At 67.8% G+C, this 14838-nt stretch carries 13 protein-coding genes; 6 read left to right on the top strand and 7 right to left on the bottom strand.

Annotated features, from left to right (window positions below):
• Positions 1–76 precede the first annotated feature (76 nt).
• Both ACK42S_RS03450 and ACK42S_RS03455 read right to left on the bottom strand, forming a co-directional pair.
• Entirely contained in the window at positions 77–1315 is a 1239-nt protein-coding gene (locus ACK42S_RS03450) for a hypothetical protein (protein WP_409703366.1), read from the bottom strand.
• A gap of 95 nt (positions 1316–1410) precedes the next feature.
• Positions 1411–2286 (bottom strand): hypothetical protein, encoded by an 876-nt coding sequence (locus ACK42S_RS03455; RefSeq protein WP_409703369.1) that lies wholly within the window; start codon positions 2284–2286, stop codon positions 1411–1413.
• A gap of 353 nt (positions 2287–2639) precedes the next feature.
• Here ACK42S_RS03455 and ACK42S_RS03460 point away from each other — a divergent pair, with 353 nt between their 5' ends.
• Genes ACK42S_RS03460 through ACK42S_RS03470 form a run of 3 tightly spaced genes read left to right on the top strand, consistent with a single transcriptional unit; the run spans position 2640 to position 4452 of the window.
• On the top strand, positions 2640–3515 hold the full coding sequence (locus ACK42S_RS03460) for a 3',5'-nucleoside bisphosphate phosphatase (protein ID WP_409703372.1): 876 nt from the start codon (positions 2640–2642) through the stop codon (positions 3513–3515).
• Positions 3512–4261, top strand: coding sequence for a DMT family transporter (locus tag ACK42S_RS03465; RefSeq protein WP_409703375.1), 750 nt, complete (start codon positions 3512–3514; stop codon positions 4259–4261). Before ACK42S_RS03460 ends, ACK42S_RS03465 begins: the two co-directional genes overlap by 4 nt.
• Positions 4261–4452 (top strand): hypothetical protein, encoded by a 192-nt coding sequence (locus tag ACK42S_RS03470; RefSeq protein WP_409703378.1) that lies wholly within the window; start codon positions 4261–4263, stop codon positions 4450–4452. The genes ACK42S_RS03465 and ACK42S_RS03470 overlap by 1 nt, the downstream gene beginning before the upstream one ends.
• 7 nt (positions 4453–4459) lie before the next feature.
• Here ACK42S_RS03470 and ACK42S_RS03475 read toward each other — a convergent pair whose 3' ends face one another.
• On the bottom strand, positions 4460–5428 hold the full coding sequence (locus ACK42S_RS03475) for a LysR family transcriptional regulator (protein ID WP_409703381.1): 969 nt from the start codon (positions 5426–5428) through the stop codon (positions 4460–4462).
• 120 nt (positions 5429–5548) lie between these two features.
• On the opposite strand from ACK42S_RS03475, the gene ACK42S_RS03480 reads away from it, so the two are divergent.
• Both ACK42S_RS03480 and ACK42S_RS03485 read left to right on the top strand, forming a co-directional pair.
• Positions 5549–6148, top strand: a complete 600-nt coding sequence (locus tag ACK42S_RS03480; protein ID WP_409703384.1) for an FMN-dependent NADH-azoreductase — start codon at positions 5549–5551, stop codon at positions 6146–6148.
• Positions 6149–6182: 34 nt separating this feature from the next.
• Positions 6183–7055: a pirin family protein gene (locus ACK42S_RS03485; protein WP_409703387.1), complete on the top strand. Its 873-nt coding sequence runs from the start codon at positions 6183–6185 to the stop codon at positions 7053–7055.
• Positions 7056–7064: 9 nt separating this feature from the next.
• Here the strand turns inward: ACK42S_RS03485 and hpaR are convergent, their stop codons facing one another.
• Positions 7065–7580 (bottom strand): homoprotocatechuate degradation operon regulator HpaR, encoded by a 516-nt coding sequence (gene hpaR / locus ACK42S_RS03490; protein WP_409703390.1) that lies wholly within the window; start codon positions 7578–7580, stop codon positions 7065–7067.
• An 84-nt stretch (positions 7581–7664) separates the two neighbouring features.
• Positions 7665–9320: a diguanylate cyclase domain-containing protein gene (locus tag ACK42S_RS03495; RefSeq protein WP_409703393.1), complete on the bottom strand. Its 1656-nt coding sequence runs from the start codon at positions 9318–9320 to the stop codon at positions 7665–7667.
• Positions 9321–9566: 246 nt separating this feature from the next.
• Between ACK42S_RS03495 and ACK42S_RS03500 the strand changes: the two genes are divergently transcribed.
• On the top strand, positions 9567–10970 hold the full coding sequence (locus tag ACK42S_RS03500; RefSeq protein WP_409703396.1) for an APC family permease: 1404 nt from the start codon (positions 9567–9569) through the stop codon (positions 10968–10970).
• A gap of 4 nt (positions 10971–10974) precedes the next feature.
• Here the strand turns inward: ACK42S_RS03500 and ACK42S_RS03505 are convergent, their stop codons facing one another.
• Together ACK42S_RS03505 and ACK42S_RS03510 are read right to left on the bottom strand one after the other, a co-directional pair.
• Complete coding sequence (locus ACK42S_RS03505; protein ID WP_409703399.1) at positions 10975–13014, bottom strand: FAD-dependent oxidoreductase; 2040 nt, start codon at positions 13012–13014, stop codon at positions 10975–10977.
• A gap of 138 nt (positions 13015–13152) precedes the next feature.
• The gene (locus ACK42S_RS03510) at positions 13153–14790 is read right to left on the bottom strand and encodes a diguanylate cyclase (RefSeq protein WP_409703402.1); all 1638 of its coding nucleotides are present in this window, start codon (positions 14788–14790) and stop codon (positions 13153–13155) included.
• Positions 14791–14838: the final 48 nt, after the last annotated feature.

Here is a 14838-nt window from a genome sequence, read left to right on the forward strand (position 1 = left end):
GGACAATGTACTGGCTGGCCCGGGAAGGGCCAAGCGCCTCTGCCGGTGGAGGTCCGCTCGAGCGATGGGTTAGGCGTCACTGTCGGGGCGTGGGCACGTCGAAGGCGAGTACCGTCAAGAACAGTTCTTGGCCCGGGTCATCCCGATTAGTGAACACGTAGCGGAAGGTAGTCTCGGTCGAACCCTGGAGGTCTCGCTTGTACTTTGGATGCGAGCGGACGCAGTCTGGAATCGCTGCCAGCACCTTCGAGAAGTCGCGGTTCCGGTTGAGGAGAACAATAGCTGTCTTCGTGTCGCGCCAAGCGCTATAGCCAAGCAACTGATCGATCGTATCGATGAGCTTCTTCGGGCCGGACCAGAACTTGCACTCAGCGATGAATATGTTGCGCCCCTCTGATCGGATCAAGATGTCGGTCTTCCCTTCGTAGTTGAAGGTCTCGCCTGTTGCTTGGCCTTGATAGTGTCCGTTCAGTTGAACGAGAAAGTGGGACCGCAGACCTTCCTCGTCGATGTCGTGAAAAGCGGAGGGGCTAAGCTCCATCACCTGCGTCATCGCTTGCATGACGCCCAGGATGTGCTCGTAATCCGCACTAGCCAACTGGGGCTCGGGTTTAAAGGGGGCGCTGCTTGCCGGCGGCATGACCGGCGAGAGCTTCCGCCGGACCTCTGGCGCGACAAAGGTCTTCGGTGCGTTCTCTCGCTCCTTCATCTTGAAGCCCAGGCTCGCGACCATGTTGCGGCTTGCGAGCAGCTTGGTCCGGCGAGCTTCAATGGCAGAGCGCGCCTCGCCCAGCAGTTGGTCATTCAAGCTCGCCATGTTCCCGCGCAGGTTCCCGAGGTAGCTCTGGATCTCGGCAATCGTTCTGTCAATCTGTGCACGCACCTGCCCAGCGTCTAAGTCGGTGCCGACGATGCTGAAGGTGACGAGCGAGCCGCGCACTGAAGCGCGCGGCGGATTCAAGGTGTATGGATTGGGCTGAATCTTGAAGGCCTCGGCCTCACCACTGAAAGGTACCTCGACTTCGATCTCGGTGCCTGTAATGTAGAAAGGCCTGCTGCGATCCATGATCATGCGCATCGGATCGCGGCTAACGTCAATCTGTCTCTCTCGCTGATCGACCACGACGTTGTCTACATCAAGCGTCGGAACTGTGATCCTGTACTTCTCGGCGAAGTAGACCGCCAAGTCCTCGACCGGAGTGTTGAGAAGGCGGTCTGCGTCGAGCTTCTCAATATCCGCTGCCATCTGTTGCCGCTGGTGGCGGTCGACCGCATACGAATCAGGTCCGGTGAAGAGATAGTCTTCGCGAGCCACGATATCTCCTGTGACGCCTAACGTTTGACATGAGGGGTGGCCAGACGGCGCAGCCGGCTGGACATCCCCTCGATGGAATGGTTAGAACTCACCAGTTAAGAGCCAAACTTGTGCAGCTGATGCAGCGTGTTTATGTCGAGCACCTCCCGCATGAAGCGCTCGCGGGTAGCCGCTTGGACGGGATCGCTCACGGCCGGCCAAACCTCTTCTACGCGGACGTTTTCGAGAGACAGGTTCGGTAGCGCGGAAGCCGTGGCTTCGCAAAGCTGCCTGTGGATGTCCGGCTCCATGAAGACGACAAGGATGCCAACTCGGTACTTCTCACCGTACTCACGTAGCTCCTGGAACTCCGGCAGCTTTTGAACCGACGGCTCGGATGCGCCGTGCGAGAAGGCGAAGTAAGCCCTGTCCGCAAACCTCTTGTGAGATACCGCTTCAAAAAAGACACGTCGCCAGTTGAAGTCTGTGAGCTTTGCCTCGACGGAAACCAGCTCAAGGTGCAGCGTCGAACTAAACCCTTCAAAGCACCGAATTCCAACGACATCGGGGTTGCCCCAGGCACCGCCCTTTTTCGACGAGGAGGTGTCTTCAGCTTGATAGTCCTTCGCCTCTAACCATTCGGCGAGTAACGCGTACAAGCGCTGCTCGCGATTTGACTTCGCTGGTGACGCCTCAACCTGTTGCGCTGATTCCTCCTCTGGAACATGCACCGGATCGGGGGTCGGCATCTCCAACTTGTAGCCGTACCTACCAGGCTCACGGATGACATGAGATTCCGGGTCATCGAGCATCCGAGTTAGAAATGTTCCCCAGCTTTTCTCGACGAGCGGGAGATCGGATTTGTGGTGCTTACGGATCCAAGCCAGAAGTTCCTGACCAGTGGCCCTCTCTTGACCCCTGGAATGCAAGTTCTCCAGGGCCCTGTGAGCCAGCTCCCGCGCCTTCTCGTATTTGTGCTTGTTCTTCGACACACCAGTCCTCCTAGTGAGTTCTAACGTGTTATAGGGAGCAAAACTGCTGCATAACACCGCCGGCCGTCTCCCTAACACCGACGGTCTGATCGGACGGTAACCCTTGCCCAGCCTGGGTTGGCAAGCAAAGACTGTATATTTGCACAGTACTGAATTTCATGCAAATCGGCGCAGCGTTCGCAAGGCGCACTTTGCCTGTGCTCACAGGTGCGGGCAATACCCCCCCCAAAGGGGCAAGAGCGACGTGGTGGGGCCGGCTGGTCCGTGCTTTTTTTCTCGCCGCTCTTGGCAGTCCCGCCTTTGCCGATGCCCCCTGGCCGGTCTCGGTGGCCCCGCCTTCCTACAATGCAGATGTGAACTTCTCGCCCGCCGGCGTGCTCAACGCCGATCTCCACTGCCATTCCAGCATCTCCGACGGCACGCTTTGCCCGGAGGACTTGGCGGCGCGCGCACAGGCCAATGGGGTGCAGTTGTGGGCACTGACCGACCATGACGAGGTGGGCGGGCAGCACCGGGCGCGGGCGGCCGCTTCCAGGCTGGGGCTGCCTTACCTCACGGGCACCGAGATCTCCGTGACCTTCGCGGGTGAAACCGTGCACATCGTCGGCTTGGGGTTCGACCCGGACGACGCGGCCCTGGTGGCGGGGCTGGCGCGCACGCGCGGCGGGCGCGAGGCGCGGGCGCGGGAGATGGCCGAGGGGCTGGCGCGGGTGGGCATCCATGGGGCCTATGAAGGGGCGCTGAAGTACGTGGGCAACCCCGAGCTGATTTCGCGCACCCACTTTGCGCGCTTCCTGGTGGAGGTGGGCGCCTGCCGCGACACGCAGGAGGTGTTCCGTAAATACCTCACCGAAGGCAAGCCCGGCTATGTGCCACACCGCTGGGCCAGCCTGCGCGATGCCGTGGGCTGGATCGTGAACGCCGGCGGCGTGGCCGTGGTGGCGCACCCGGGGCGCTACAAGTTCACGGCGAATGAGGAGTACGCGCTGTTCAGCGAGTTCCGCGAGTTCGGCGGTCGCGGCGTGGAGGTCGTCACCGGCAGCCACACCCAGCAGGACTACGTGAAGTACGCGGCGCTGGCGCAGGAGTTCGACCTGCTGGCCTCGCGCGGCTCCGACTTCCACTCGCCCGACGAGAGCCACACCGACCTGGGCGCCCTGCCCTACCTGAGCGGCACGCTGCGCCCGGTGTGGGAAGCGCTGGCCGATCGCATCCACCTGCCTTCGTGAACCCTGCCACCGCGGCTGCGCCCTCGCGTGTATTGTCCGGCATCGGGCTGACGGTGCTGGCCGTGGCCTGTTTTGCCACGCTCGACAGCGGCGTGAAGCACCTGAGCCTGGCGTTGCCCATGCTGGTGGTGGTGTGGTTCCGCTATGCCGTGCAGGCGCTTGTCATGGGGGTGTGGCTGGCCCTGCGCGGCGGGGCACGGCGCTTTCGTGTGCTGCACCCGCGCTTTCAGGTACTGCGCGGCGTGTTGCTGCTCACCACGAGCGTGCTGGCCTTCTATGCGCTGCGGGTGATGCCGCTGGCCGAGTTCACGGCCGTGGTGATGCTGGCGCCGGTGTTCGTGACGCTGCTGGCACCGCTGGTGCTGCGCGAGCACGTCAGTGCCCTGCGCTGGGCCCTGGTCATCGTGGCCTTTGGTGGGGCATTGCTCGTGATCCGCCCGGGCAGTGCCCTGTTCGGCACAGCGGCGCTGCTGCCGCTGATGGTGGCCCTGGCCAGCGCGCTGTTCCAGTTGGTCACGAGCCGCCTGTCGGGGCTGGAGTCGCCGATGACCACGCACTTTTGCACCGGGGTGGTGGGCGCCGGGCTGCTCAGCCTGGGCCTGCTGCTCAGCCCGGCTGGCACCTTCACGGCGCTCGCCCAGGCGGACTGGGGGCAATGGGCCGTGCTGGCCGTGGTGGCCTTGATGGGCACATTCGGCCACCTGGCCTTCATCTACGGCCTGGGCGGGCACCGGCGGCCGTGCTGATGCCCTTCACCTACGCCCAGATCGCATTTGCAACGCTGTGGGGCTGGATCATTTTCTCGCAGGCGCCCGATGCCTGGGCCTTCACCGGCATGGGCCTGATCACCGCCAGCGGGGCGGCCTCGGTGTGGCTGAACCTGCGCGCACGCTCGCAATCACAGGCGCCGGCAGCCGCGGACACGCTGGCCGACTGAACCCTGCTCAGGGCGCCGTGTGCTGGCCGCTGCGCCAAGGCGCCAGCGTCGCCTGCACCCGCCGGTCCACGGCCTGGCAGGCCTCGCCGCTGAACTGGCGCTCCAGCGCATCGAGTAGCGCCCGGGTGCGCGCGGGCATCAGGCGCCGGCCCGGGAACACCGCCCAGGCCACCGTGGCGGGCAGGTGCCAGTCGGTCAGCAGGGGCTGGAGTTCGCCGCTGCGCACATAGGGTTCGGCGAAATGGTCGGGCACGGCCGCGATGCCCGCGCCGGCACGGGCCAGCCGCATCAGCAGTTCGGGTGAGTTGATGGTGGCCCGCCCCGGTGGAATGCCCTCCCAGCGCATCTCGCCGCGGCTGAGCACCCAGGGGGCCGGCTCGCCGTTGCGCGAGAGCAGGCGCAGGGCCTCGTGCTCCATCAGGGCCTCGGGTTCGGAGGGCAGGCCCTGCCGGGCGATGTAGGTCGGCGAGGCATACAGGCCCACCGACAGCACCGCCAGGCGCCGCGCGGCAAGCGAGGCATCATCGGCCAGCTCGCCCATGCGGATGGCCAGGTCGAAGTTCTCGCCGATGAGGTCCACGCGCCGCGGGGTGATGTCCACCTCCAGGGTGATGGCAGGGTGGCGGGCGATGAAGTCCGCCAGCAGTTGGCTGAGCACCAGGTTGGCGAAGTCGCCCGGCATGGACACGCGCAGGCGGCCGCTGGGCTCGGCCTGGCGGTGCTGAGCGAGCAGGGCCGCCGCCTCGACCTCGTCGGCCACCTGGCGGGCATGGGCCAGCACATGGTGGCCGAAGTCGGTGAGGGTGAGCTTGCGGGTGGTGCGCAGCAGCAGCCGCTCGCCGAGCTGGGCCTCCAGCGCCGCCAGCCGGCGCGACACGGTGGATTTGGGCAGGCCGGTGCGCTCGGCGGCGCGGCTGAAGCTGCCTTCGTCGGCCACGCGGGCGAACAGCAACAGATCGTCAGCCTGGAGGTTCATGCCGCCCTCATTGTTCCATCAATGGTTCAATCTTATCCGAAAGATGATCTTCCGGATCGATTTTGAGACAACTAAAGTTCAAGACATCCGCAACCCAGACGCTTTCACGAGGAGCAGACCATGAACATCCTGCAAGTCAATTCCAGCGCCCGCATCGACGGCTCGCACTCGACCCGGCTGGCCAGCGCCCTGGTCGAGCGGCTGCGCGAGCGTCATCCGCAGGCCCGCGTGACCGTGCGCGACCTGGCCCGCACGCCCCATCCCGTGCTGGACGAGGCGGCCCTGGGCGCCTTGTTCACCCCTGCCGAGCAGCGCACGCCCGAGCAGGCCGCCCGTGTGGCCCTGGATGATGCGCTGATCGCCGAAATTCAGGCGGCCGACGTGGTGGTGCTGGGCGTGCCGATGTACAACTTCGGGGTGCCGGTGCAGTTGAAGAACTGGATCGACGCGATTTCGCGCGCCAAGGTGACCTTCCAGTACACCGAGAAGGGCCCTGAAGGCCTGCTCAAGGGCAAGAAGGTCTATGTCGTGCTCACGCGCGGCGGCATCTACCGCAACCAGCCCTCGGACAGCCAAGTGCCCTATCTGAAGACCGTGCTGGGCTTCCTGGGCATGACCGATGTGCAGTTCATCTATGCCGAGGGTCTGGCAATGGGCCCCGAGGCCGAGCGCCAGGCCCTGGCGAACGCGCAGGCCGAGATCGACGCGGTGCTGGCCTGACCCGGCCCTGTTCTTTGCGAGAGGAGCTCCTGCCATGACCGTCATCACACCGACCGACCGCCACGATGTGGTCGAGCACCCCCGTCGCGTGGAGCGGCTGGTGGCCGGTGTGGCCACGTCCGACGGCGCAGGGGTGAAGCTCACGCGCGTGCTGACCCAGCCCTTGCAGCGTCGGCTCGATCCCTTCCTGATGCTCGATGCCTTCGGCACCGACCGGCCCGAGGATTACATCGGCGGCTTCCCGGACCACCCGCACCGCGGCTTCGAGACGGTGACTTACATGATCGCCGGGCGCATGCGCCACCGCGACAGCGCCGGCCATGAAGGCCTGCTCGGCCCCGGTGACGTGCAATGGATGACGGCCGGGCGCGGCGTGATCCATTCCGAGCTGCCCGAGCAGGAGGAAGGCCGCATGGAGGGCTTCCAGCTCTGGCTGAACCTGCCTGCGCGCGACAAGATGTGCGCCCCGTGGTACCGCGACATCCGCAGCGAGGACATCCCCGAGCACACGGCTGCAGGCTGGCGGGTGCGGGTGATCGCCGGCCACAGCCATGGCGTGGCCGGCGCCGTGCAGCGCGAGGTCACCGAGCCGTTGTACCTGGACGTGCACCTGACATCGGGCACGCACTTCGCGCAGCCCGTGCCGGACGGGCACAACGCCTTCGTTTACGTCTACCGCGGCCGACTGGCGATCGGGGGCACCGAGGTGAGCGCCGGCCACATGGCCCTGCTGCGCAACGAGGGGGATGGTGTGGCCCTGCAGGCCATGACCGACAGCCGTGCCTTGCTGCTGGCCGGCAAGCCGCTGCATGAACCCATCGTGCAGTACGGGCCCTTCGTGATGAACAGCCAGGAGGAGATCTTCCAGGCGGTGCAGGATTTCCGCGCCGGACGCTTCGGCGGCTGAAGCCGCGGATCAGGCCGCGTCGGTCACCGCCGGCCCGTCGGGGGCCTTGGCCGCGGGCTTGCGGCGCACCGGCAGTTTCACCGGCGCCGGGGCGGCCGGGTCGGGCAGGGCCGCCACTTGCTCGAGCAGGGCGTGCAAGGCGTCGAGCGCCTGGGGCCCGAGCTGGGCCTCGATGGCCCGGTAGCGCTCGTCGATGCGACCGAGCATGCGCTGCACCAAGCGGCGAGCCTTGGGCGTCAGCTCGACGATGACCTTGCGCTGGTCGGTGGAGATGCGGAAACGCCGCACCCAGTCGTCGCGTTCCATGCGCTCGAGCACGCCGGTCAGGCTGGGCCCCGGGATGCAGGCGGCCGCCGCGATCTGGCCCACCTCCAGCTCACCCCGGTCGGACAGCACGCGGATCACCCGCCACTGCTGCTCGGTCACCCCCGCGACCTTGAGGTTGGGGCGGAAATAGCGCATCACCGATTCGCGCGCGCGCAGCAGCGCGTCGGGCAGGTTGCGGTGGCCGATGACAGGGGGCATGGGTGTCCTTGGCACGTCGATGTGAAGCAGATACTTCACATATTCTAAGGATCACCTCAGGTTATAAACAAATACGCCCATGCTTCACCGCTGCGGGAGCCCCGGCTCCAGCGGCAGCCGGCACCAGCGGCGCTTGCCCTCGGACTTGGCCTGGTAGAGCGCCCGGTCGGCGCGGGTCCAGGCAGCCTGCAGCGAGGCCGGCGCGTCGCTGCGCCACACCACCGCACCCAGGCTGCACCCCACAGGGACGAGGGACGTCCCCACGCGCATCGGCACACTGAGCGCCTGCACGAGGCGCTCGGCCATGCGGTCGGCCAGCCGCTCGCCGTCGCCCGGCACGGCCTGCACCAGCAAGAGGAACTCGTCGCCGCCCAGCCGCACCGGCACGTCCTCCTCGCGCAGCAGGCTGCGCAGCCGCCAGGCCACCTCGCGCAACACGGCATCGCCCACGTCATGACCATGGCGGTCGTTCACGCCCTTGAAGTCGTCGAGGTCCATGCACATCACCACCAGCTCACGAACCTCGCGCGTGGGCACAGCCGCCCGCTCCAGCAGGGCGGCCAGGAAGGCGCGGTTGGGCAGGCCGGTGAGCGGGTCGTGCGTGGCCTCGTGGCGCAGCCGGCGCACCTCGCGCTCGCGCGAGGCGAGGTCGCGGTCCATGCGCTGCATCAGCTCGGCCACCCAGCGCACGTCCACCTGGCGGCGGTCCGGAGTCCGCCCGCCCCGTTCGCCAGCATGTTGCAGGCCGCCGGTGCTGCGCAGCAGTTGGTGCACCGGCTGTGACACCCGGCGCGCCAGCCACAGCCCCAGCCCGAGAAAGGCCAGCCCCACGCCCGCGCCCCAGGCAAAGATCTGCCGCCCGGCCTGCCTGGCCTGCGCCAGCGCCACACCGATGGGCTGGCGCACCACCACACGCCAGCCCAGCCCGGGGAAGTCGCCATGGGGAGTGCTGGCGGCCACGGCCGTCATTGCCTCGGTTCCATCATCCCAGCGGGCCAGGCGGTAGCGTTCGCCCGGCTGTGGCAAGGCCCGCGGATCGATCGGGACCGGCCGCTGGCGCATCGCGGCCGGCCCCTGGATCACCTGCCCCTGCGCATCGAGGATGAGCACCTCCAGCCGGTGTCGGTTTTCGTAGGGGCGCAGCACGTCTTCGGCGACTTCGCGGGCCCAACGCCAGCCCAGGTGGGCCGCCAGGACACCCCGGAAGCGCTGCTGCATGTCGTGCACCGGGGCGGCCACATCGACGAACTGCAGCGCCTCGGCCCCCACCGGGTTGAGCAGGCGCTCCAAGACCACGGCCGGGTGGACGTCGCCGAACCACAGGCCCTGGCGACCCTGCGTGAAGACGGGCCGGTCTGCACCGTCGCCGCCTTCGAAAACCCCGCCGGTGGCGGCCACGACCCGGCCCTCGGCATCGAGGAAGCCGATCCAGGCATAGCTGGGCACCTGGCGTTGCAGCAGTTCGAGCTGGCGGCGGATCTCATCGGGCGGGCTGTGGGGCTGCTGAGTCTGTATCAGGGCCAGCAGCCGCACCTCGGTGCCCCGCGCAGCCATGTCGCGCGAGAGCCGGTCGGCCACGGCCCAGGCCACCCCTGCGACTTCGCGTCCGGCTTCCTGGACGATGCGCTCACTGGTCAGGTGCACCTGGGCCCAGGCCACAGCCAGGGTCACCCCGATACTGCTGAGCGCGGGCAAGGCGGCCACCTTCCATCGAAACGGCACCGGGCGCAGGCGCAGCATCGGGGCTTCTCCGGGAAAACACTTCCCTCTTTTGGGGGAAGTCTAGGGGCATGCCGGCGGCGGTCGTCCAGAGGCCTTTCCCGCCGCTCCCCCACGTTCCGGGGCTCGGGTTTTCCCGTGCCCGCGAGGCCCTCCCGCGCTGTTTGCGCTGTTCGCACCGAAGCACGAAACTTCCCGCAGCGCTGCGTGATCGCAATTCGCTCGTCCGGCCTGTGCCGCCCCGTCATGATGCCTGCGAGAACGCCCATGACCGAGCCGACCCGCCCCGCCGACCCCCGTCCGCACGGCCCTGGAGAGGTGCTGCGCCTGCGTGAGGCCATCGCGATCATCGTGGGCGTGGTCATCGGCGCGGGCATCTTCAAGTCGCCCTCACTGGTGGCGGGCATGGCCGGCGATGTCACCTGGATGTTCGCGGCCTGGGTGCTGGGCGGGCTGGCCTCGCTGATCGGTGCCCTGTGTTATGCCGAACTGGCCACCGCCTACCCCCATGCGGGCGGCGACTACCATTATCTGCAGCGTGCCTACGGCCGGCCGGTCTCGCTGCTGTTCGGCTGGGCCCGGCTGTCGGTCATCACCACCGGCTCGATTGCGCTGCTGGCCTTCGTGTTCGGCGACTACATGACGGCCGTGCTGCCGCTGGCGGGCCTGAGCCCCACCGGCAGTTCGGCGGTGTACGCCGCGCTGAGCGTGCTGGTGCTCACGCACATCCACCTGCGTGGCGTGCGGGCGATGTCCTCCACCCAGTTGGGGCTGACCGCACTGGAGATCCTCGGCCTGATGCTGATCATCGGGGCGGCCGTGGCCCTGCCCGACGGCAGCGCCGGGGCCGGCACCGCCGCCCCCGCGGCCACCCCGTCGCCGGCCATGTTCGGTCTGGCGATGGTCTTCGTGCTGCTGGCCTACGGCGGCTGGAACGAAGCGGCCTACATCAGCGCCGAGGTGCGTGACAAGCGGCGCAATACCGCGCGCGCCCTGGTGCTGTCGATCCTCATCATCACCGGCCTGTACCTCGCGGTGGTGTGGGCCTACTGGCAAGGGTTGGGCCTGAACGGCATGGCGACATCGAATGCGGTGGCGGCCGACCTGCTCAGGGTGAGCTTCGGGCCGGTCGGCGAGTGGCTGATCTCGCTGATGGTGGCGGTGGCGGCGCTCACCTCGATCAACGCCACGATGATCGTGGGCGCACGCACGAGCTATGCGCTGGGCTGCGACTGGTCGGCCCTGCGCTGGCTCGCGCACTGGGACGCCCAGCGGGGGGCCCCGCTGCAGGCCCTGCGGCTGCAATGCGTCTTGGCCCTGGCCCTGGTGGCCATCGGCACCTGGGCCGGCGGCGGCTTCAAGGCGATGGTGGAGTTCACCGCGCCGGTGTTCTGGCTCTTCTTCCTGCTCAGCGGCATCTCGCTCATCGTGCTGCGCATCCGCGAGCCGCACGTCGAGCGGCCGTTCAAGGTGCCGCTGTATCCGCTGCTGCCGGCGCTGTTCTGCCTGGTGTGCGGCTACATGTTGTGGTCCAGCCTGTCCTATGTGAACAGCCAAACCCTGGGTGGCTGGAACGCAGCCTGGATCAGCGTGGCCGTGCTGGCCATCGGTGCGCTGCTGGTGGTGCTGGTACGCAAGCCCAACGTGTCGATGGCCCCGGCGGCCGAGTGAGCGGTCACAGGCTCGCTGCCAGGCGTGTGCCCTGGTCGATGGCGCGCTTGGCATCCAGTTCGGCGGCCTCGTCGGCACCGCCGATCAGGTGCACGCGCACGCCGGCGGCGCGCAGCGGCTCGGCGAGGTCGCGCAGCGGCTCCTGGCCCGCGCACAGCACGATGTGGTCCACCTCCAGCCAGGTCGGGTCCTCGTGCTTCTCGCCGTGGCTGATGAGCAGGCCGCGGTCGTCGATGCGCTCATAGTTCACGCCGCCGATCATGCGCACGCCTTTGTGCTTGAGCGTGGTGCGGTGGATCCAGCCGGTGGTCTTGCCCAGGCGTTCGCCCAGCTTGCCGGCGCGGCGCTGCAGAAGGGTCACCTCGCGGGCCGGCGGTGACACGCGCGGCTGCACGCCCTCCACGCCGCCGCGGGCCTGGACCGGGTCGCCCACGCCCCATTCTTCCAGCCATTCGGACAGGTTCAGCGTGGGCGAATGCCCGTCGTGCACCAGGTGCTCAGCCACGTCGAAGCCGATGCCCCCGGCCCCCACGATGGCCACGCGACGGCCCACCGCCGCGCCGTGACGCAGCACGTCGATGTAGCTCAGCACCTTGGGATGGTCTTGCCCGGGGATGCGCGGGTCGCGTGGGCGCACGCCGGTGGCCAGCAGCACCTCGTCGTAGCCGGCCCGGGTCAGGGTGTCGGGTTGCACCATGGTGTTCAGGTGCAGGCGCACGCCGGTGAGCTCCACGCGGCGGCGGAAGTAGCGCAGCATCTCGTGGAACTCCTCCTTGCCCGGCACGACCTTGGCCATGTTGAGCTGGCCGCCGATTTCGCCGGCCGCCTCGAAGAGGTCCACCTCGTGACCGCGCTCGGCCAGGGTGGTGGCGGCCGCCAGCCCGGCCGGGCCGGCGCCCACCACGGCCACCCGCTTGCGCGCCGGCGTGGGGCGGATCACGAGCTCGGTCTCGCGGCAGGCGCGCGGGTTGACGAGGCAGGAGCTGAGCTTGTTGACGAAGACATGGTCCAGGCAGGCCTGGTTGCAGGCGATGCAGGTGTTGATCTCGTCGGCACGGCCCTCGCGCGCCTTCTTCACGAATTCGGGGTCGGCCAGCAGCGGCCGGGCCATCGACACCATGTCGGCGCAGCCGTCGGCCAGGATCTGCTCGGCCACCTCGGGCGTGTTGATGCGGTTGGTGGCCACCAGCGGCAGCTTCACCGCGCCGCGCAGCTTCTTCGTCACCCAGGCGAAGGCGCCGCGCGGCACGCTGGTGGCGATGGTGGGGATGCGGGCCTCGTGCCAGCCGATGCCGGTGTTGATGATCGTGGCGCCCGCGCGCTCGACGGCCCGGGCCAGCATCACCACCTCGTCCCAGGTGCTGCCGCCAGGCACGAGGTCGAGCATGGACAGGCGATAGATCAGGATGAAGTCGGGCCCCACCGCCTCGCGGCAGCGCTGCACGATCTCCACCGCCAATCGCATGCGGTTCTCGTAGGGGCCGCCCCATTCATCGTCGCGATGGTTGGTGGCTGCGGCAAGGAACTGGTTGATGAAGTAGCCCTCGCTGCCCATGATCTCGACGCCGTCGTAACCGGCTTCGCGGGCCAGCACGGCGCAGCGCACGAAGGCACGGATCTGACGCTCCACTCCGCGCGCACTGAGTTCGCGCGGCGTGAAGGGCGAGATCGGTGACTTCAGCCGCGAGGGTGCCACCGCCAGCGGGTGGTAGGCGTAGCGACCCGTGTGCAGGATCTGCAGCGCGATCTTGCCCCCCTCGGCGTGCACGGCCTGCGTCACCACGCGATGGCGCCTTGCTGCGCCATGCGTGGCCAGCCGGCCCGCAAAGGGCTTGGCCCAAGCTTCCACGTTCGGCGCAAAGCCGCCGGTGACGATGAGCCCCACCTCGCCGCGCGCGCGCTCGGCGAAGTAGGCCGCGAGCTTGTCGAATTGCCGCCCGTCCTCCAAGCCGGTGTGCATCGACCCCATCAGCACGCGGTTGCGCAAGGTGGTAAAGCCCAGGTCCAGGGGCTGCAAGAGGTGGGGATAGGGGGCAAGACTCAAGACAGGCGCTCCAAGGTTTGACACGCGCGGCAATTATCGAACGATCGTTCGAAAATGCAGCCGGCCTGGCTTGCGTGTTTTCCCGAATGGGGGCTCGATCGACCGACGGGAAGCCGCCCGCGGCAGCCGCGCGGTGGCTCAGCGTTGCCGGCGCGCGGCCTTGGCGCCGTACATGGCCTCGTCGGCGCGGTGCACGAGTTGGGCGATCGTGTCGCCGGCTCGGGCCTGCGAGACGCCCACGCTGATGCTCACGCGCAGGCCGCTGGCAATACGGCTCCAATCGTGATGGGCCACGGCCGCCTCGATGCGCTCGCACACCTGGCGCGCCACGGCTTCGTCCGAATCCCAAAAGGCCACGACGAACTCGTCACCGGCCAGACGGGCCGGCAGGTCGTTTTCGCGCACGTGGTTGCACAGGATGCGCGCAATGGCACACAGCACCTGATCGCCCACGCGATGCGAATGCTGGTCATTGACCTGCTTGAAGTCGTTCACATCGATCAGCGCGATCGACAGCGGTCGCCCGGCCAAGACCCGGCTGCGCAGGCGCTCGCCCAGGCGCAGCTCGAAATGGCGTCGGTTGGAGATGCCGGTCAGCGCATCCTCGAGCGACAGCCGTTCGAGCTGCTCGGACGAGGCTTCGAGCTGCTGCAAGGTCTGTTCGTGTTCGCGCAGTTCGAGCCGCCACTTCACCACCCGCGATCGGCTCTGTAGGCTTTCGGCGCGGATGAGCTCCTCGCGCCGACGCAGCAACCGCAGGACTTCCAACGCGCCGCGCTCATCCCCTTGGCATTCGTGCAACTGGGCCAGCAGCAATTGACCCAGGCAGGCCAGCTGCTCGTGCTCCGCACCCATGGCGGCATCCACCATCAAGGCTGCGCACTGCACGGCCTGCCCCAGGCGGGATTGGTCCCAGGCCCATTCACACTCGACCCACCACTCCAGGGCCTGCAGCCATGTGCCGCCAGACGACTCGCCCGTCCAGCGCCGGGCCTCAGCCAGCTCGCGCTGTACCACGGACGATTCGCCGCGCCAACAAGCGGCCAAGCCGCACAGCGTGGCCATCAGTGCGCGGTGTGTGACCAACAGCCCCGGCTGAATCCCTTCGGCGCCGCTGACATGAGCCTCGCGCACGCAACGTGCCAGCAGGGCCTCGAAGCCGGAACGCTCCGGCAATGCTCCCTTGAAAAAGCGTTCGCCCACCAAGCGCAGCGCCTGCGCGTAGGCTCTTTGCAGCAAAATTTGGAGCACCGGCTCCGGCGGGTCGCAACGCACCGCCAGTTGCTCGGCGCGATCGAAAGCCTCGTCGGCGGCCTCGAAGCTGCGGCTCCAGGCGTAGGCCTGTGCCAAGGCGTTGCATGCGAGCACAGCCGGCTGCCCGCTCGGCAGGGCTTCGACCAGGCGCACGGCCAGCAGCGCCGCCTCCACGGCTTCCTCGTGGCGGCCCAGGCAACTGGCTGCACCGGAAAACGTGATCAGCGCGTCGGCCTCGCCGAGCGCATCGCCCAACAACTGAAATAAATGCGCCGCACGTTGGCTGCTGGGGTGCACCCGGCGCCAGCGGGACGTCAGCGCATCACAATACGCCAAACATGCCAGCGCGCGGGCCTCACTGGGCCGGTGCAAACAGGCTTGGGCGCCGGCCAGTGCCCGTTGCGCCAACTGGCGAGCCCGATGGAGCTGGCCTGTTTCCAGCGCGCGACGGGCGCGGCCCAGCCAATCATCCAATTCCCCCGGTGATGGAGGATCCACGCTGGCCTTTTCGGTTTCGGACATCGAACCGCGTCTCGGTTGCAGCCGGCCCGGCCACGGCAGGCCGACTCG

It is taken from the genome of Caldimonas sp., from assembly GCF_046289365.1.
Taxonomy (GTDB): domain Bacteria; phylum Pseudomonadota; class Gammaproteobacteria; order Burkholderiales; family Burkholderiaceae_C; genus Caldimonas.